The organism is Dyadobacter sediminis (genome assembly GCF_005860765.1).
GTDB classification, from domain to species: domain Bacteria; phylum Bacteroidota; class Bacteroidia; order Cytophagales; family Spirosomataceae; genus Dyadobacter; species Dyadobacter sediminis.
The window spans coordinates 1,290,832-1,310,422 of record NZ_VCEI01000011.1; the positions used below are offsets into that span (position 1 = coordinate 1,290,832).

16 protein-coding genes and 1 tRNA gene are annotated in these 19,591 nt (G+C 43.7%); 9 read left to right on the top strand and 8 right to left on the bottom strand.

What is annotated here, in order from left to right; all coding sequences use genetic code 11:
• Nucleotides 1-72 precede the first annotated feature (72 nt).
• Nucleotides 73-3,132: a hypothetical protein gene (locus FEM55_RS05935; protein WP_138280356.1), complete on the bottom strand. Its 3,060-nt coding sequence runs from the start codon at nucleotides 3,130-3,132 to the stop codon at nucleotides 73-75.
• A gap of 421 nt (nucleotides 3,133-3,553) precedes the next feature.
• On the opposite strand from FEM55_RS05935, the gene FEM55_RS05940 reads away from it, so the two are divergent.
• Both FEM55_RS05940 and FEM55_RS05945 read left to right on the top strand, forming a co-directional pair.
• A complete protein-coding gene (locus tag FEM55_RS05940; RefSeq protein WP_229209106.1) occupies nucleotides 3,554-3,868 on the top strand; it encodes a hypothetical protein in 315 nt (104 codons plus the stop codon).
• Between the two features lie 208 nt (nucleotides 3,869-4,076).
• On the top strand, nucleotides 4,077-7,082 hold the full coding sequence (locus tag FEM55_RS05945) for a T9SS type A sorting domain-containing protein (protein ID WP_171036480.1): 3,006 nt from the start codon (nucleotides 4,077-4,079) through the stop codon (nucleotides 7,080-7,082).
• Between the two features lie 90 nt (nucleotides 7,083-7,172).
• Here FEM55_RS05945 and FEM55_RS05950 read toward each other — a convergent pair whose 3' ends face one another.
• On the bottom strand, nucleotides 7,173-8,600 hold the full coding sequence (locus FEM55_RS05950) for a sulfatase (RefSeq protein ID WP_138280358.1): 1,428 nt from the start codon (nucleotides 8,598-8,600) through the stop codon (nucleotides 7,173-7,175).
• A 56-nt stretch (nucleotides 8,601-8,656) separates the two neighbouring features.
• Between FEM55_RS05950 and FEM55_RS24905 the strand changes: the two genes are divergently transcribed.
• Nucleotides 8,657-8,875 carry a hypothetical protein gene (locus FEM55_RS24905; protein ID WP_171036481.1) on the top strand — a complete coding sequence of 73 codons (219 nt, stop codon included), beginning with the start codon at nucleotides 8,657-8,659 and terminating at the stop codon, nucleotides 8,873-8,875.
• 108 nt (nucleotides 8,876-8,983) lie between these two features.
• Here FEM55_RS24905 and FEM55_RS05960 read toward each other — a convergent pair whose 3' ends face one another.
• The gene (locus FEM55_RS05960) at nucleotides 8,984-9,916 is read right to left on the bottom strand and encodes a type 2 periplasmic-binding domain-containing protein (RefSeq protein ID WP_138280360.1); all 933 of its coding nucleotides are present in this window, start codon (nucleotides 9,914-9,916) and stop codon (nucleotides 8,984-8,986) included.
• Between the two features lie 459 nt (nucleotides 9,917-10,375).
• Nucleotides 10,376-11,131 (bottom strand): ZIP family metal transporter, encoded by a 756-nt coding sequence (locus FEM55_RS05965; RefSeq protein WP_138280361.1) that lies wholly within the window; start codon nucleotides 11,129-11,131, stop codon nucleotides 10,376-10,378.
• Nucleotides 11,132-11,560: 429 nt separating this feature from the next.
• Between FEM55_RS05965 and FEM55_RS05970 the strand changes: the two genes are divergently transcribed.
• Nucleotides 11,561-12,352 (top strand): aminoglycoside 6-adenylyltransferase, encoded by a 792-nt coding sequence (locus tag FEM55_RS05970; RefSeq protein WP_138280362.1) that lies wholly within the window; start codon nucleotides 11,561-11,563, stop codon nucleotides 12,350-12,352.
• Between the two features lie 99 nt (nucleotides 12,353-12,451).
• On the opposite strand, the gene FEM55_RS05975 is transcribed toward FEM55_RS05970, so the two are convergent.
• Both FEM55_RS05975 and FEM55_RS05980 read right to left on the bottom strand, forming a co-directional pair.
• The gene (locus tag FEM55_RS05975) at nucleotides 12,452-12,976 is read right to left on the bottom strand and encodes a putative antibiotic biosynthesis monooxygenase (protein ID WP_138280363.1); all 525 of its coding nucleotides are present in this window, start codon (nucleotides 12,974-12,976) and stop codon (nucleotides 12,452-12,454) included.
• A 26-nt stretch (nucleotides 12,977-13,002) separates the two neighbouring features.
• Nucleotides 13,003-13,443: a VOC family protein gene (locus FEM55_RS05980; protein WP_138280364.1), complete on the bottom strand. Its 441-nt coding sequence runs from the start codon at nucleotides 13,441-13,443 to the stop codon at nucleotides 13,003-13,005.
• Nucleotides 13,444-13,993: 550 nt separating this feature from the next.
• Between FEM55_RS05980 and FEM55_RS05985 the strand changes: the two genes are divergently transcribed.
• Nucleotides 13,994-14,077, top strand: a tRNA-Leu gene (locus FEM55_RS05985).
• A 273-nt stretch (nucleotides 14,078-14,350) separates the two neighbouring features.
• On the top strand, nucleotides 14,351-14,809 hold the full coding sequence (locus tag FEM55_RS05990; RefSeq protein WP_138280365.1) for a hypothetical protein: 459 nt from the start codon (nucleotides 14,351-14,353) through the stop codon (nucleotides 14,807-14,809).
• Nucleotides 14,810-14,829: 20 nt separating this feature from the next.
• Here the strand turns inward: FEM55_RS05990 and FEM55_RS05995 are convergent, their stop codons facing one another.
• Nucleotides 14,830-15,444, bottom strand: coding sequence for a deoxynucleoside kinase (locus FEM55_RS05995; RefSeq protein WP_138280366.1), 615 nt, complete (start codon nucleotides 15,442-15,444; stop codon nucleotides 14,830-14,832).
• 196 nt (nucleotides 15,445-15,640) lie between these two features.
• On the opposite strand from FEM55_RS05995, the gene trhO reads away from it, so the two are divergent.
• Nucleotides 15,641-16,624, top strand: coding sequence for an oxygen-dependent tRNA uridine(34) hydroxylase TrhO (gene trhO, locus FEM55_RS06000; RefSeq protein WP_138280367.1), 984 nt, complete (start codon nucleotides 15,641-15,643; stop codon nucleotides 16,622-16,624).
• Nucleotides 16,625-16,627: 3 nt separating this feature from the next.
• On the opposite strand, the gene FEM55_RS06005 is transcribed toward trhO, so the two are convergent.
• Entirely contained in the window at nucleotides 16,628-17,125 is a 498-nt protein-coding gene (locus FEM55_RS06005) for a GNAT family N-acetyltransferase (protein WP_138280368.1), read from the bottom strand.
• Between the two features lie 121 nt (nucleotides 17,126-17,246).
• On the opposite strand from FEM55_RS06005, the gene surE reads away from it, so the two are divergent.
• Together surE and FEM55_RS06015 are read left to right on the top strand one after the other, a co-directional pair.
• A complete protein-coding gene (gene surE / locus FEM55_RS06010; protein WP_138280369.1) occupies nucleotides 17,247-18,014 on the top strand; it encodes a 5'/3'-nucleotidase SurE in 768 nt (255 codons plus the stop codon).
• A 14-nt stretch (nucleotides 18,015-18,028) separates the two neighbouring features.
• Nucleotides 18,029-19,591, top strand: a complete 1,563-nt coding sequence (locus FEM55_RS06015) for a GH3 family acyl-acid amido synthetase (RefSeq protein WP_138280370.1) — start codon at nucleotides 18,029-18,031, stop codon at nucleotides 19,589-19,591.

A 19,591-nucleotide genomic window follows, 5' to 3' on the forward strand; every position in this document is an offset into this window, starting at 1 on the left:
AAACAAAAAAACAGGCTGCTTTCATTGAACGAAAGCAGCCTGTTTTTGTAAATAATTTAAAGGAATTTGCGGCTATTCTTTTACCACTTTCAGGATTTTCATCTCTTCACCGATCATTACATTCAGCAGATACATGCCTGGTGCAAGCTGCGGTAAACCGTTCAGTACCGCTTCACCCGAAACGGACATGCCGGAAATAGGACGCCGGAAAATCTCACGTCCGTTCATGCTCGTTAACCAAACCTGCCCGGTTCCGGTAAGCGGCGTCTTTGCAAAGCGAAGTGTAAGAATGCTGCTGCTGCCAAATGGATTTGGTGACACGGAAATGGCCTGATCCGCCAGAAGATCATTTGGTCGGATGGCAATCATTTTGGTATAATCCTGTTTTCCGTCTGTATCCTGTTGCCTGATCCTGTAATAAAGCGTGGCTGTTCCTTGCGGCAGCTGGCTGTCCAGAAAGCGGTAATATTGCACCTGATTGCTATTGCCAGCCGATTTTACACGTCCGATTTCTGAGAAGTTCCTGCCGTTTGCCGAACGTTCCACTACATAAATATCTGCATGGTCCTCCGTTGCAGTGGACCAGTTCAGGATATTTCCTTCTATGGAAGATTGGCCTTCAAATGAAATCCAGGTAACCGGCAGCGGCTGCCCGTCCAGTTTCAGAACCGTGGCTTTTCCCTCATTGCCGTAATCCGCATAAGCAACATACGGCGTACCTGTGCTGTTTATCGACATGGACAAATAATCTGCTTCTCCTGCTGAAAATGCTGCGGAAGCAACGGTTTGCCAGCTTGTGCCGTTGAATCTTTTTACGGTTGCCTTGGATGCATTGGTAACTTCGGTATAGGCAACAAACGGAGTTCCGGAAGCGTCCAGCGCAAGTGTTGAGAAATCTGCGCTTCCTTCGGAAATGCTCTGAGCGCCTACTGCCGTCCACTCCGTGCCACTGTATTTCAGCACCGTAACTTTACCCTCATTTCCATAATCCTTAAAAGATACGTAAGGTGTGCCGGAAATATCCAGGACCATAGTGATGTAAGAAGCACTGTCAGCCGATAAACCGGCTTTGCCCAACGTTTCCCAATCGGTACCGCTGAATTTGGCCACTGTCACTTTGCTCCCGTTTGCTGCATCGGAGTAAGCCAGAAACGGCATTCCGAAGCTGTTTACAGAAAGCGAAACGTAATTGGCATTTCCTGCCGAAAAGTCGGAAGTACCAACCGGCACCCATGCTGTGCCGTCGAACTTCATGATGTTGATCCGGTTATTGTCTGCCGCATTGGTATACGCTACGTAAGGAATACCCGAATTATCCAGAACCAGCAAAGTTCTGGAAGCAGTGCCGGTCGAAAATCCTTGTGCCCCGACAGCTTCCCAACTGCCGCTTCCAAACTGCATTACGGTAACTTTATTATCGTTTGCGGCGTCTGTAAATGCCACAAACGGCGTACCGGATGCATTCAGCGCCAGCGTGGTGTAGCCTGCGGAATCCATGGAAATGCCCGGTGTCCCCACCGGCTCCCATGCATTTTCGCTGAACTTCATGACGGTTGCCCTGTATCCATTTCCCTGATCGGAGTAAGCCATATACGGCGTGCCGGAAGCATCCAGTGCCAGCGAGGTATAAAGTGCCGTTCCTTTGGAAAAACCTGCATTTCCGGTTACCTGCCATGTCCTTACATTATTGAAAGCCGGCGTATTTACGGTTAATGCCGCTGTATCAGAAATCAAAACATTGCCGTTGCTTACCTGTACACGAAACTGGTATCCGTTCAGGGAAACCGGTGCGTTGATTACATTCAGAGTTGGAAGATTGGCCCCGCTGTAAATACCGCCGTTGCTGATGTTGGTAAATGTGTTGCTGTTGTCGTAGCTGACTTGCCATTGATACGTCAATGCATCATCGTCTGCCATTGCGTTGACTGAAAAACTGGTACCTTGTCCGCCGGTAATGGTTCTGGCAACCGGCTGTGCCGAAATGGCGGGCATGACCGGCGTCACCAGTTTCATGACCGTTGCTTTACCGCCGTTACCATAATCCGAATAGGCAACGTACGGAATATCAAAGTTGTTGATCACAAGCGAGAAGTAATAGGCTTCCCCTGCTGAAAATCCGGCTTTACCGACGGTTTCCCATGCCGCTCCGTTGTACTTCATTACCGATGCTTTGCGGTCATTGATAACTTCGGTATAAGCTACATAAGGTATGCCGGATTTGTCCAGCGCAAGTACAGGATAATCCACGTCGCCTTCCGAGAAGCCGGGTGAGCCTACCGTTATCCAGCTGTCGCCGTCAAACTGCATGACGGTCACTTTACTGTCGTTTGCATCATCTCTGAAAGAAATGTAAGGCTTTCCGGAATTGTCCAGCACCAGAGAAGTATAGGGTGAGCTGCCGGCAGAAAATCCAGCCTTGCCTACTGTTTCCCAATCGCTGCCGTTATACTTCATAACTGTGGCTTTATTGTTGTTGCCGTAATCAAAATAAGCAACATACGGCGTTCCGGAACCATCCAGTTTAAGGGAAACATAACCGGCATAATTTTCGGAAAACCCGGCCATGCCCACCGGAACCCATGCTTCTCCGTCAAATTTCATGACGGTTGCCTTGTAACCGTTTCCTGCATCTGTATAAGCTACGTAAGGTGTGCCGTTAGCATTCAGAACCAGCGATGTACTGGAAGCATTGCCGTTGGAAAAACCGGGCGTTCCAACCGGCTCCCAGTCCGAACCGTTAAACCGCATCACCGTTGCCTTGTTGTCGTTGCCTGCATCTGTAAATGCCACATAAGGAGTTCCTGATTTGTCCAGTGCAAGGGAAGTATAATACGTCTCGCCGATTGAAAAGCCGGGCGTTCCTACGGCATACCATTTGGAACCGTCAAATTTCATAACCGTAACTTTATAGCTGTCTCCTTCATCGGAGTAAGCTACATAAGGCGTTCCGGAATTATCCAGAACCAGCGATGTATAATATGCCTCGCCTGTGGAAAAACCGGCTTTGCCCGCAAGCTGCCATGTTTGCCCAAAAACCTGACCATCAATCAGAAACAAAAAGAAGAGCGGTAAATAAACGTGCGTAAGCGGCCTGCATACAGACCTAAAAAAAAGGGGTACTGATATGTTCATGTTGAGTAAGTATGTATTGATTACACAAGTTAGATATTGTTCTACAAATTATTACAAAGTATTAGATTTTATACAATCTATTCTACAATAAATACATTTATTACGATGTAGCAAACGGCCACTGCGCTGTCTTTATATACACACCGGATCATACGCTACAATCACTCTTTTCAATGCTTGCCTTTTGGTGCACAGAATTCTCTTTGTGCACAAAATGATTTTCCGGGAATTTTTATACAAGATTAATCAAACATGTAAATACAAAAGTCCGGCAGCCGGAAAAAACTAATCAATGTCGGTTTTCAACGTGACCGAAGTCATAATTTCAGTTCTGTTGCATAACTAATTTTGATGCCATGCCTGATACGATATAATAGTTGCTGACAGGCATAAGTATCAAATAGAAACGGACTCATCATTAATGAAAACTATGACACATGAAAAAATAATTACCCTCAAAACCGGCAGATCGGTGAAGGTGATCGTCCATGAAACAAAGCAGCTGGAAGTTTCAGAATTAAATATCGATGTGTTGATCAAGGAACCGAATGAACCCGAATTCAGGCGGCCCATTAACGATATTCATCCGCAATACTGGAAGCTCCGGAAATTGGATCATCAGCATGCCAGCAAGTTACAGATCGTGTACAGCGGCATCAAGAAAAAACATATCAAATCGGCTATTAATGAATTTTATGCCGTAAATAACTGGGACAGTTACATGCACCGGAATTAACCATTTCTGACATTATTTCTTGTATTACCCTCCTCTACTTTTTTTCAGAAAAATATTACAACATTACATGGATTTGTTTTCTACTTTGAAAATAAGGTGCATTCTGTTTTTTTTACTTTTTGTATTTGTCCTGCGTACTTATGCTCAGAAAGAAACGGTTATCTGTGGGCTAAAAGATGATGTTCCTACAAAAGAAATAGCCGCTCAAATGCAAATGCTTTCCCAGATCGTAAAGCAGCAACAGGCAAGAACTTCAGCAGGGGAAATGATGATATGCCGCTTTGCAGTTGACATTGATTCTGACACCTATCTCGAATATAAAAAAGATACCGCAGCCATTATTCACAAGGTACTTGACAATATTGAGAAATGCTCTCAGATTTTCGAGAAGGAGATAAATACCCGTCTTGTCGTCACACAAATCAGAATATTCAAAGACACAGAAGTAGATCCTTACAGAAATGACAATGTGAGTTATTCGCTGCTGAATATTTTACAAAGCAGAGATCATGGCATTCAGAACTGGGATAAAAGGCTTTATCTGTACACTAAACCATTGTACGGTTATGAAACAGGTGCAGCCAATCTTGCCGGTGCCTTTATGATTTCCCAGCTTGAATATGTGCCATCCATTTTACATGAACTTGGCCACGGCTTCGGATCACCTCATACCAACAGCTGCTACTGGCCCGGCGGCCCTATCGATTACTGCGCAAGTATCGAAGGGAATTGTTATGACAAAAGCCTGGAAAGCAATTCAAATGGCACTATAATGAGTGCTTGTTCCGGTAAAAAGACTTTTCATCCTTTAAGCAGGGCTCTGATGAGGAATCATGCTGAAAGCACATTAATGAAAATAACAGCTGCTCCAAAGGCGGTGATACTTGGTGGAAACATGACCATTGCAAAGGGTGATTTTTATACTTGGCCGGCATCCGAATCAGCAAATTCCTATCAGTTCTGTTTTTCAAAAAAGTCCAACTTCGAAGGGCAGACGATACAGGATTCTCCTTATAATGGTCTGTATTTACACCAGATGGCCCATGGCAGCGAATACTATGTCAGAGTTCGTTCTGTTAATTTGTCCGGAATTTCATCCTGGTCCAATACAATCAAAATCAAGATTGATCCCGATCAGCCCGATACGCCTGCGCCGCTTGCTCCTGAATACGGGAAAAGGGTAGCAGGGTTCGAACCATTAACCATTTCATTTTCTCCTGTTTCAGGTGCAACCAGTTATCAGGTTCAGATTGTAACTGTTGAAGATGTTGACTTTAAATATTCTTTAAACCTAACGATTTCGGAAAATCAATTCACTTACAATCCTGAACGGGGTGCAATAAAATGGCGTGTAAAAGCAATTCAGGGAAACAAAGAAAGTAAATGGTCTGCCATTTCTGTTTTCTATGCCAATCCAAAATTGAATCACGTTGGCTTGTTTATGCCCATTGCGCCCAGTTTGACAGATGTTCCACGAACGGTTCCGTTTCTTTATTATGCTTCCTATCAGGCTGATGTCCGGATTACAGTAGCAGATAATGAAAAGTTCACCAAACCGTTGTTTCAAAAAGATTATACAGCGTATGCGGAAATATCAGATGTACTGAAAAATCTTCCGGCAAATAAGGCTATTTACGTCAATTTAAAAGAGCATAACAGTGACCGCAGTGTTTTTCCGGATGCGGTTATTGCAGACTATACATTCAAATTTACAACCGGCAGCAGATCCGTGCCCGCAGGTCTGACCATGATGAATGAACTGCACCCGTCTGCTTTCGCAATTACGCTTCCAAAAATTGTCGTTTCAAATGAAAATATCTGGTTTGCAAAACCGAATCACGGATACATTAAGCTGAACCAGGAAAATCTGACTTTTAATATTTACAACAGGACCAATACAGACGGGCTTTTGGGTTCAGGAAACGACATGAGCCTTCATACCGACTCAAAGTCTGACCTGCATATATTAAATATCGGAGGTTACAGTGCATATCGAAAGATAAAGCTGGAAAATGAGGTTCCGACGTCCAGTTCCGAAGTCAGACAATTTTACTCAAGTGATTATTTCCAGGATTTCAACCCCGAGTATAAGCTATACTGGACTCAACATGAAATTTACCAGGATTTAGGCGACCGCTTGCATTTACTGAAACAGATTCCCGATGACCAGTTTATTTATAAAGTTAAAGTCTATGATAACAAGGCATGGATCATTTTGATCAACTATGCCCCTTATTCAAGCGAAGTCATGTACATGGATCTTGCCAGTCCAGACAATAATCAGTATTTCAGCAGCAAGACCAACCCGATATTTGCTTCCTTTATATACGATATACAAATTCAGGGCATAGGAAAAATATGGCTGAGACAAACCGATGAAAGTACCGGTCAAAATTCAATAGCTTACCTGAACGGTGTGACATGGACCGTTTTTAACCAATTCAATTCACCTTTGGGCAATCAGATATCGAGTATCTGCCTTTCGCCGGCAGGTGTTCCTTACGTACTTACCAGTGATTCTGAATTGCGGATTTTCAAATACAGTAATTCGGCATGGGAAAAGGTTGGAGAATCCTTGCCATACAATTACCTGTATGGCGAGCTTCAGATTGACAAGCATGAAAATGCCTGGATTTCAACCATCTATGGTTTGGCCCGACTTACAACATCGTCGCCTCCGCTGCCGGTTACAATTGTCCGGTTCGATGCAGAGAAAGAATCCGGCTCTATTTTGCTGAACTGGAAAGTTGCTGACGAAATCAATATTGCAAAATACGTAGCAGAGCACAGCAACGATGGTAAAACTTTTTATCCGATCTCAGAAACTACTGCTATGAACAATACTTTTTACAGCGCCACTCACCGCAACCCGGCAAACGGTATCAACTATTATCGTCTGAAATCTGTTGAAACTGACGATCAATATGCTTACAGTAAAGTTATTGCTGTTCATTTTTCCAATCCTAGTGAAACCGCTTTCTTTCCAAACCCGGCTGTCAATCAACTTAACGTCAGGATAACGCCGGATCTGATCGGCCATTCGGGCAGGATTAAAGTAGTTGCTACAAACGGGAAAGAAGTAATAAGTAAAAGGATTGCAGAGATGAAGGAAACGGAAACCGTTGATCTTGTAAATGTACCAAACGGTATTTATGTCATCCAGGTCGAAAATAACCAGGGAACCACTGCACGGACTATTCGAGTGAATAAATAATCTGCCGGGGTCTTACATTTAAATACCAAAAAGCCGGCTGTATCTTCTGAACATCCAGAACATACAGCCGGTTTTTTATTTACAGAATCTTTATTCCGTTGGTGGAAAACCTTTTTTCAATAAACCTGCCAGTTCTTTTGATATAACAGATTGCGAACTGTCCTTGGCCAGATTATTGAATTCATCCGGGTCATTCTGATGGTCGTAAAGCTCCACTCCTGCTCTGCCTTCGTCCCATTCTGTATACCTGAAACGTTCCGTACGTACGCTGCGTCCAAAGATCTGATTTCTTCTGACCTGTGTATAAGCTGGTTTGTCCCAGGCCGCCTCCGGATTTTCAAGCAGCGTAACCAGACTTTTCCCCTGTAATTTTTGCGGCGGAGCAAGGCTGCACAGCTCGGCCAGTGTCGGGTAAATATCCAGCAGCTCAACCGTCCGCCCCGAAGCTTTTCCTTTTGTTCCGCCCGGAACGGAAATAATCAGCGGGACCCGTGCCGAATTTTCAAAAAGGCTCTGCTTCATCCATTGTCCATGCTGCCCGACATTGTATCCATGATCGCTCCAGAAAACAATGATTGTGTTATCCGTCAGCTTGTTTTTTTCCAGCGCGTCCAGCAACTTGCCGACTTGCGCATCCATAAAGGAAATCGTTGCATAATAAGCACGCAAAGCTTCTCTTCTTTCCGGTTCGGCCAGTCCCCAGTGTGCGGGTTTGGTGAATAATGCCGCTTCCGGCACATCGTCAAGGTCATTGGCAATTTCTTTCGGCAGCGGTACTTTTTCTACGGGATATAACTCAAAATACTTCTTTGGTGCAACATAAGGTGAATGCGGCCGGTAAAAGCCAACGGCCAGAAAGAACGGTTCTGACTTCTTTTCTTCCATGATCCTGATGGCTTCATTGGTAACCATGCCATCGGTATGCTCGTCGTCTGTACCTTCGGTGGCAAGGTATGCAAGCGCACTGCCCAGCGGCCGTGCAGGCGTCAGATTTTTGACAAGCGACTCTTCTGTTTTGTCTCTTCCCTTCGGGTTTACTTTATGGTCCCATGAAACCGGATCATCCAGCCCGTCTGTTCCGATCTGTCCCGGAACGCCGTAATGATATATTTTGCCGACGCGTGCACTGTAATATTGGTTGTTTTTAAACAGCTGAGGCAATGTTACTACATCGGGAAGGTTTGTACGAAAATGGGTTTGCAACTCGTAAATTCCGGTAACATCCGGCCGCTGACCGGTCAGAAGCGAAGATCGGCTGGGACTGCAAAGCGGAAACTGGTTATAGGCGCGGTTAAACCGGACCCCCATCTTTGCCAGCCTGTCAATATGGGGGGTTTTTACAAATGTATTGCCATAGCATCCGATATCATTATTCAGATCATCCGCAGCGATGAAAAGAATGTTGTATTTCTTTTTGGACTTCTCTTCTTTTTTCTGCGCCGAAATTTCTGAAAAAGGGAATAAAATCAATGCATGGATCCCAAATGCAACGGGTATAATTTTCGGATTTTTTTTCATTTATATGGATAATTTATTTTTTCAAATTATGCCGTATACATCATTTTTAACGGAATTTGGCGGCTCTGCGTTTAATTTGTTTTTTCGTTTTCTCTAACGAGATTTGGCCGCTCTGCGGCTGGTTGGTCTTTTTTGCCTTTATTCCTTTTGCCCATTCATCCTTTTTTCTAACGGGATTTGGCCGCTCTGCGGCTGGTCTTTTTATTGGCCATATTGGTGCTGCTACTTGGGTGGTTGAAGATAAATTTGGTCCGGGAATACGGATCAATGTATAACAGATTAACGGCAGAAGTTACACCCGCTGCCGTAACTTGCTATACGCAGCATTTCAAAATAATCTGTTTAATTAAAAATAATGTGTTTTAGCCATTGCCGGACCAATCTTATTTCACAGCCGAGAATCTTTCCAGCTTTTCCTTTTCATTCTGGAGACGTTTTGGTTCCGGTTTCAGATAACCAAACTGGCGAAGGTCCTGCTCACCGTGCGATGCAACCCAAAGCAGGAATTTTTTTGCTTCCGGGTTGCTGTTGTTTTTGGCAATGGACAAATGAATGTATTCAACCGGAACGTTCCTGACCTTGTCGGTTTCGAGTTTGTCAATAATCTGATCAAGATTGTCAACCTGTTTTTCTTCCTTCGTAATCCGGCCGTTATTATCCTGATCAACCGGAATGACCGTGATTCCATCCACCGGTTTGCGGGTATTCAGGTCATAGGCAAGTCCCGGAACTGTGTATGTAATGCCGGTTTCATCTTTCAAAAGCGCTTTGATCAGGTGTTCGTCAGCGCCTGCAATGGTTTTCCCTTTGATCTGCTGCTGTTCGTAGCCAAAGTACTTGGCAAAGGTTACCGGCGCACCGGCTTTCTGCAAACGGGTATAAACCGTAAAAGGAGTTGTAATGGATTTATCTTTTTCAGCATAGATATCATGAAAAAACAGTTGTTTGTAAGTCTTTTCATTTAACCCTTTTTCGGCATACTCTTTGGCAAATTCCGATTTTGAATTGGCAACGGGCAGCAATGCATACCGGCCTATCGAAATCACTTCCCTTTCTTCCTTTATAATACGTTCCTGATCATACGCTTCAATCAGAACGTCATATTTTTCCGGATCAGTAATCGTCCGTGTTTCAATGATAAGTTGTGCCTGAGGATTTTCTGAAGAATAGGCCTTGATCCATTTTTCAAGCAGTGGATACGCAAAACGAACACCGGTAATAACTACTTTGTTCTGTGACAATTCTTGCGCATACAGGAACGGACCGGACAGCAGAGCCAGGCCGGCAGTGAACAGGAGTGAATTCAGTTTTTTCATGATGTTATAGCAGATAAAATGATATGTGGTAAGGACCGGCAATTTTATAATGACCGGCTAAACAGATTTAAATAGATTGAAGTATAAACCGCAGAAACGGTCAGAAACGGGTATCAGCAACAACAGCTGGTGCAGAAAAGTCTGAAAGCTGAAACCACCCGGGGCGCAAACATTTGCTGCGAAGAACATGTATTCATCGTTATCCTGTTTTTTAAACGAATTCCGGAATGCTCTTTCTTACCGGTGGTTAATAAGAGGAACAATACCCTACTATATTGATAGACAAAGTAAGTTTATTGCTTTTTTATAAACAAATGTTTTTTTGCTTTTGTTTGATGACGGAACAAATTGAGTCGTCCGGCATTGGCTAACTGGGAAATGTTAAACGGATTCAATCATACATTTGTATATTAAGCGGAAACATGGGTGCTTGAAATCACTCAAAAACGGCATTTAAGACTAAGCCAGCTTGGACAATACAAAAGCAGTAAGAAACCCGATGACCGTTATGATTCCAATGATGTTATGGCCCTTTTCAAAAGCTTCCGGAATCATGGTGTCTGAAAGCATTGTCAGGATTGCTCCTGCTGCCACGGCAATGGTTGCCGCAACAATCGTGTGCGGCAACTGGCTGAAAACCGAATAGCCCAGGACTGAAGCAATGCCGGTCAGGATCGCTATGATTCCCCAAACGCCAAATATAAAGAGCTTTGACCTTCCTGCATCTTTCATACCGGCGGAACTCGACAAGCCTTCCGGAATATTGCAAATGAAAATGGCTATCACCGTGGCGAAACTTACTGCGCCGCCTTCAATCATGCTTATTCCAATGGCAATAGCCTCAGGAATTCCATCCAGCAATGCACCCAATGCAATGGCCAGCCCGCTTCCGGACTGATTCTCTTCAGTAGATTGATGCGCTTTGCTTGAACGCTTCCGATGTTTTGCTCCTTTTGCGGAAAGAAGATAGTTAGCCGCGGAGTAAATGATGGCACCGGACAAAAATCCAATGGCCGTTGAAGAAAAACCTCCTGTTTTATAGGCTTCATCCATTAATTCAAAAGACAGTGCAGATATCAATACGCCTGCGCCAAAGCCCATGATAATCGCTATGAACTTCTGGGAAATGTTCAGGTAATATCCTGCCAAAGAACCTAAAACCAGCGCCGAGCCGGACAAAAGTCCCCAGAAGCCAGCCACCATCCATTTTTCCATACTTCCAAAATTTATTATTCTGTTCTGTTCAAAGTTTTCTGTACGAGATTATGCTGTACAAGATTATTGAAAGCGCTTTTCTCAAAATATTCCCGAACTGCTTTCACGATAGTCCGGCCTACTTCTCCTGCTTTCATTAATGCTTCTTCTGTTCCATCCAGCGTCTTTGCTCTGTAATGTTCTTCATAATTTTTTTGAATATTGATCTTGTTCCGTACGCAGTCGCAACTTTTGTTATGTCACCAGCCATTGCTGCAGATGTTAAATGTTCCAACCTGCTATCAAAAAGTATACCCTGACTTCGTATTATTCGGGCGGGAAACTGGTTAGTACTGCAATTCCTAGGGTCCTATTTACCGGTTATATGGTGGGAGTAACAAAATAATACCTATTTTGCTTATATCCTTCCAATTAAAATATATTCATTATATGATACCGGCTGAACACCAGAATTTTGTCGATTCTCTGGCTGAAATACTGATCCATGATGCTCAATATGTAGGGCTGGCAGCTGGCAGTTCCTGGATCGACGGTCAAATGGATCATTTTTCAGATGTTGATCTGGTTATCGTTCACAAAGCCGATTTTCTTTCCCTTTCAGAGCGCAAGTCGCTCGCCGGATCTGCGGGCAATTTACTGGCTGGTTTTACAGGTGAACATGTCGGAGAGCCAAGATTGCTGATTTGTCTGTACGATGATCCTCTTCTCCATGTTGATCTCAAATTTGTTTCCTTGTCTGACATGCATACCCGTGTGGAAGATCCGGTTATCATCTGGGAACGAGATGAGGCGATTACGGCTGTTTTACAAAATTCCGGAGCAGAATTTCCGCATCCCGACTACCAATGGATTGAAGATCGTTTCTGGGTCTGGATTCACTATGCCGCTGCCAAAATCGGACGGGGTGAACTTTTTGAAACATTGACTTTTATTTCTTTCATGCAACAAAATGTATTGGGTCCGCTGGCATTGATAAAGAACGGGTATTTACCCAAAGGTGTACGCAAACTGGAAATGCACTTGCCCGAATCTGATTTACTCGTCATGCAATCAACCCTGGCCCGTTACGACCGGTCTTCCTGCCTGAATGCATTGTATCGGATTGTAGATTATTACAAAACCCTGCGAGAAGCCGTTATGCCCGATACGGTTGAACGTAATTTGCCTGCAGAAAGACGCGTCATGCTTTATCTCAAGGAAACAGATTCAGTTCAAAAATAGCTTTTCAGGTAGATTTTACTCCTGGATACGGATTAAATTAAACTGTCACTATAATTCCATTGCATGTGAACTTGCTGTTAATTATCGCCACATTTCGCCTTATCGGGTACCTTGTAACCATGGTTTTATAAATTTGGTAACCTGCGGCATAACGATCCATGTTAACAGTCCAACCATGCAAGCAGCAATGATCAGCGCACGTAGCATAACCGGAAAGCTTTGAACAAAAGGTCCTATTGTAAACGTTAAAAACAAGCTGGCAGGATAAACACCGCATAAAGTAGCCACAGCCATTTTCCATCTCGGAGGCGGTACCGGCGAGCGAAACCATGCTTCCAATCCGGTTAGCTGACGATACTCAGGTTCTTCAGTAAGCGTGGACGCATAAGCTTCCCATTCTCTGAACAAATCAGAATGGTAGAATGTGTCACGTTCTGCCTCATCCGCAAAAGTTCGGAGAATGCCTATTTCCTGTGCATCCGTTCCGGGTAAAGAAGTAATCATCGCTGCTCCCTGTACGCCACCGTGCAAAAAAGATTCTCCGAGAAAGCGACGGAGCGCCTCCTTGAACTCCTCTTCTTTTCCCGGAAGTACCTTTCGCGTAATTGCAACATGTATGGGCATTTGTCCTTGCTTTTTGACTTTCGATTTTAGGATGCCGCAGAAGTAATACTGATCATCCAATTCACTCCAAAGGGGTCGGTAAGCATTCCAAAGAAATCACCCCAGAATTGTTTGACAAGCGGCGCATTTACGTGGCCGTTTTCAGATAGTTTTTTAAAATAGCCGGTTAATAAGGATTCATTCGAACCTTCCAGAGATAAGCTGAACTGGCTTGTACCGGAACCCGGCGTACTGTACGGACTATCGCTGGCCAAAATCACAAAATCACCATTCAGTTTTGAGTACATGATTTTGTCTTTCATCTCGTTACTATTTGCCTTTGGATCCTGATGTGCATCGGCAGGGCCTTCACCATAAGTAGAGAACGTCAGTTCTCCACCGAAAACGTCCTGATAAAATTCCATGGCCTGGCGGCAATTTCCTCCAAAAAAAAGGTATGGATTGAGTTTTGTAGTTCCCTGAGTCATGATTAACGGTTAGATGCGTTGGTTTGATCAAGTAAATGTATGTTCCCAGTTTAATATACTATAAAAAACGTATATTGATTTACAATATCCAAATCTTGCCTGGATTTCATACTGCATTGTGGATCAGCAAATATTCAGGAGGCTCCTCCGGAGCGCAATAAATGGTCTGGTGAATTGCTGTATGACTACAAACAGAAGGCCGCTCTGCGGCCGTAACCTGATGACCCAAGCTCCGGAGCAGCAACCTGTCTGTAGATTTTTATTTTGCATGACTGAATGGGGCTCCGCAGGAGCCTCCTGATGGATGCATTTGGCCTTCAAACACTTGCCCGGCTTTTCTCCGGCAACTTTTCTGTCCCGGATACTTTTTCCGCCACTATTCTTTTCATGATCCGATTCGTTGATTCTGAATAGGTTGATCGGTAGCTTATCAGATTGAAGTTACCTCCTGAAGCGGTACGACATTAGTTATTGTTCCGTCTACGCTAAAAAAGATTTATCTGCGACTTGCGGCATCTAATTTAAATTGTAGTTTTGCATCACAAATCACGGCCAGGTGGTGGAATTGGTAGACACGCTACTTTGAGGGGGTAGTGCCCGTTCGGGTATAGGAGTTCGACTCTCCTTCTGGTCACAAACCGCGTCAGGAATTTCTCCTGCGCGGTTTTTTTATGCTGTATTCTGCGTATTTGATGATGATTTCCAAGGACAATCTTCTGATTCTGAATTATACAACAGAATAATTCTGCTTTTGCCAATGCTGCATTAAACCTGAAAAAGCATCCAGATTATAAGCCTTGATGTAACTAAATACAATTAACTTTATCCGTACATTTCTATTTTACCGGATTAATTTTATAATTGTATCAACCCTGTTGAAGACATCAGGCTCAAAAGAAAATTCGCTATGAAAAAACTTTATTTATCCGGCTTCCTGATGCTGCTGACATTCCAGTTCAGTCATGCTCAATGCAAGGAAAAGACAAGCAGATCAACCAAGCAGAAGATTTATTATCAGGATGTATTACTTTCCGGAACACATGAATTCATTACGCTTTCCAAAACCGGAGAAGAAAAAATATTTACCTATAACAATAAACTGATTGAACTCATCTTCCACGTTCAGACTTTCACAGAAATCAAATTTACTTCCACAAAAGGGAATTTCACCTTGTTTACAACGGCATCAAACCGGAATTTCTGGAATAGTTCATTCACGCTTTCTTCACCTGTTACCCCTGATGAAATTGAAAAAATGAAAGGCGCAGTCAAGATCGAAATCATGCTTCCGGAAGAAACCAAAATCTATTCGATTGGAAGTCAGAAAAACAACTTGCTCAATAAAGCTTTACAGTGTATTATTTGATGAACCGGGGAAAATTTAACTTAAATGTAAAAAAGTTCTTTACTCAGTTTTGAAACAATGAATTGAAAATCGTTCGGATTAGAAGCAAAATCCATCTGGTTTACGTCTATTTCGATGATTTTTCCGTGATCGTAATTCTTTGTAAAATCTTCATAATAGTTGTTGAGGTTCTGCAGGTAATCAACCGAAATATCCGACTCAAATTCTCTTCCTCTTTTCCTGATCTGCGCCACAAGCTTTGGAATATCCGCTTTCAGGTAAATCAGAAGGTCCGGCTGTGAAACTGTTTTGATGATGGTTTCAAAAAGCAGTAAATAGGTTTGATAATCCCGTTCGGTCAGTACGCCGGAATCATGCAGATTTCTCGCAAATATAAAGGCATCTTCGTAAATGGTCCGGTCCTGAATAACGGTCGAATAGGTTGCGGAACGGATTTTCTGGACTTGCGCAAACCTGCTGTTCAGGAAATAAATCTGCAGATTGAAAGCCCAGCGTTCCATATCCTGATAAAAATCAGCCAGATAAGGATTGCCCTCTACTGCTTCATACATGACTTCCCACTTGAAATATTCTCCGAGCATCTGGGTTAAAGTCGTTTTCCCCGCACCGATGTTGCCAATGATCGCTATATGCATAAGGTTTGAAAAGTTAATTAAATTTCGGAACGGATGATTGCAAAAGTATGGATTTCACCACAGAATTTCCCCGGAATCCGGCTGTTTTTTGATTTCCTATAAAGCGCAGCAAGTTGTATATTTGTGGTTAATTTCAGAAAGAGAATTCGGTTAAACGACACTCTTTTTCTTTGTTCAATATATCCGAATTAAAATAATGAAGCCTTTCCGGGTAATACTATATTACTATTATGCACCGATTGCGGATACCGAAACGTACCGCGACGAGCATCATTTATTTTGTGTGGAACATCATTTGCTGGGCAGGATCATCATTGCTCCCGAAGGACTTAACGGTACGGTTTCCGGAACACCGGAAGATTGCGAATCCTACATGAATTACATCCGTTCCGATGAACGGTTCAGAAATGTGCAGTTCAAGGTGGAAGAGCATGACAAAATTGCTTTTCAGAAACTGCATGTCCGTGTAAAGGATGAAATAGTCAATTCCGATCTGAATGTCAATCCGCTCGTGCGTACGGGAAAACATCTAGAACCTTCTGAATTCAAACAAATCCTCAATGATCCGGATGTAGTGCTCGTGGATATGCGGTCGGATTATGAACACGAAGTCGGGAAATTCAAGGGCGCTGTTACTTTCAACATGCACAACCTGCGCGAACTTCCGGATCATGTTCATGAAATCGAGCATCTTAAGGATAAAAAAATAGTTACTTATTGTACCGGCGGTATCAAGTGTGAAAAAGCAAGCGCATACTTGCTTGAACAGGGTTTCAAAGATGTTTACCAGCTGCATGGCGGCATCATCCGCTACGGACTGGAAGAAGGTGGCGAGAATTTTGACGGAAAATGCTATGTGTTTGACAACAGGATTACGGTAGACGTAAACAGTGTCAATCCGACTGTAATTTCAAAATGCTATATCTGCGGAGAGCCTTGTGACCGGATGATCAATTGCTCCAATGCGGAATGCAACACGCACGTACCGGTTTGCCATAGCTGCGCGGAGCAGATGGAAGGTGCCTGCTCGCCCGAATGCAAGGCGCATCCCGGCAAGCGCGCCTATGACGGAACGGGTTATTATGTGAGCAACAGCAACCATTACCATCCATTGCAGGGACTCAAAAGTCAGAAGAAGAACCTGAAAAAGATGAAACTGGCTGCCAGAACCGAAGCGTAACAATCAGCTCAGGTCTTTTTCCAGAATGTAGTCGTTCATCCAGTACGGGCCGAATGGAATGTCCTTTTCTTCCGTTACGTAAAAGCCCATTCTTTCGTAAAAAGATCGGGCTTTGTTAAACCTGTTTACGTTGAGTATCAGCTTGCTTCCTCCTTCGGAACGGATGTAATTCTCAATTTCATTCAGCATATATTTCCCGGCCCCGGAACCCTGCAATGACGGAAGTACATAGATTTTATGTAATTTGAAAGTTTCGGGACTTTCTTTGGAAACCGATGCAAAACCTTCGGAATTTCCGTTATTTTCAAGCATCAGAAACCGATGCTTTTCGTTGAGCATCTGATGGTTCAGCGAATCAGGCGAATATATTTTTTCAAACATATAATCAATCTGCTCTTTGCTGAGAATATCCTTGTAAGTAGTTTCCCAGGTCTTTTCCTGTATTTTAATAATGTCAGGAATATCATCAACGGATGCATGCTTTATTGCGAATGAAGGCATATTGCTTAATTTTGGCGTACAAGGAATGCAAATAAATAGTTTTCACTCTTAAAAACCACACGGCTATTCAGCAAATCAGAACTTAGCTGTTACGAGCCTGCAAGCTGACAAGTAGAAATATATGAAACCCCTTATTTTAGTTACAAATGACGATGGAATAACGTCCAAAGGAATCCGGACTCTGGTGGAAATCATGCAGACAATTGGTGAAGTGATCGTGGTTGCCCCGAACAGTCCGCAATCCGGTATGGGCCACGCCATTACGATCGGTGAACCTTTACGGCTTTATTCCACGCACATTTTTGAAGGCGTTACCGAATACGAATGCTCCGGAACGCCGGCCGATTGTGTCAAACTTGCAAAAAATTACGTTCTACAGGACAGAAAGCCCGACCTTGTTGTAAGCGGCATCAATCACGGAAGCAACAGTTCCATCAGCGTGCTTTATTCGGGTACGATGTCGGCAGCCATTGAAGCAGCCATTGAAGGTATACCGGCAATCGGATTTTCTTTATGCGATTTCCGCGAGGATGCGGATTTCAGTCATGCGGTTCCTTTTATCAAATCCATCACGGAATCGGCGCTGAAAAACGGGATTCCGAACGGCATCGCACTGAATGTAAATATTCCGGAGAAAACCAGTTTGCCCTTGAAAGGCATTAAGGTATGCCGTCAGGCTCATGCCAAATGGCAGGAGAAATTCGATTACAGAGTGGACCCGAACGGAAGAGGATACCTCTGGATGGCCGGAAACTTCGTCAATTTTGATACTGAAAAGGAAGATACCGACGTATGGGCTTTGGACAACAACTATATTTCAGTCGTTCCGTGTCAGTATGACCTCACCGAGTACAAGGCACTGGAACAGCTCTCGACGTGGGATTTATAATTAAATAATCAGCTATGGCATTAGTAGGCAGTTTATTAAAAAGAGGAATCCATTTCAGCAATATTGTTGCCAACCGCAGAAAGGCGGGACTTCATCAGCAGCAGAAAAAAACGCTGGCCAAGCTTCTTGCCAAGGCGAGATACACCGAATTTGGTGAAAAGTATAATTTTGACGAATTGCTTTCTTCCATTTTGTTCGGTGAAAAGGGCGCGTTTTATGAACTTTATAAAAAATCGGTACCTGTTTACGATTATAATAAAATATTCAACGAATGGTGGCATAAATCACTTGAAGGTAAAAAAGATATTTGCTGGCCCGGTCAGATCAAATATTATGCGCTGAGTTCCGGCACGTCCGAAGCTTCTACCAAACATATTCCGGTCACAAAGGCCATGTCACGGGCCATTCAGAAGACCAGCATCCGGCAGATTCTTTCGCTTGGCCATTATAAAAACCTTCCGGACAACCTGTACGAAAAGGGTTTTCTGATGCTGAGCGGAAGCACGAACCTCAACAATCAGGACAAGCATTTTGAAGGCGACCTCAGCGGAATTCAGGCCAAACAGATTCCATACTGGTTCCGGCCCTATTACAAACCCGGCGAAAAAATAGCCGCTCAGAAAGACTGGGGCCTGAAACTGGAAGAAATTACAAAGCAGGCCCACGAATGGGATATCGGCTTTATCGTAGGCGTTCCGGCGTGGATCCAGTTACTGATGGAAAAAATCATTGCGCACTACAATGTAAAAACGATCCACGACATCTGGCCCAATCTTCAGGTTTTTGCACACGGCGGCGTTTCTTTCGAGCCATACCGCAAAGGATTTGAAAAGCTGCTTGCACGGCCGTTGATTTACATCAATACGTATCTTGCTTCCGAAGGTTTTATTGCGTATCAGACACGCCCGGGCGCGACGGGAATGGAGCTTGTTTGCGACAACGGCCTGTTCTTCGAATTTATTCCTTTCAATGAAAAAAACTTTGATTCGGAAGGAACGCTTCAGGCGAACCCTGAAACGCTGATGGTGGATCAGGTGGAAGAAGGCAAGGAATACGCACTGCTGCTATCCACTTGCGCAGGCGCATGGCGGTATCTGATCGGCGATACGGTTAGGTTTGTGGATAAGGCCAAAGGGGAAATCGTCATTACGGGCAGGACAAAGCATTATCTCAGCCTTTGCGGCGAGCACCTTTCGGTTGACAATATGAACAAAGCCGTTGATCTTGTTGCGGATGAAATGGGCCTTACGGTAAAGGAATTTACGGTTTGCGGCGTGGAATACGAAAGTCTGTTTGCACATCACTGGTATATTGGTGTGGAAGAAAACGATGTGGATGCCGAGGTTCTAAAATCAAGGCTGGATGCGAGACTGGCAGAACTGAACGATGATTATGCCGTTGAGCGCAGGCATGCGCTGAAAGAAATTTTCGTTACCGTGCTTCCGAATAAAGCATTTTACGACTGGATGAAATCAAAGGGGAAAATGGGCGGACAGCATAAATTTCCCAGGGTTTTCAAAAATTTCCTGATCGATGACTGGAAAGGCTTTCTGAAAAACAGCGGGTATACCGCTTAG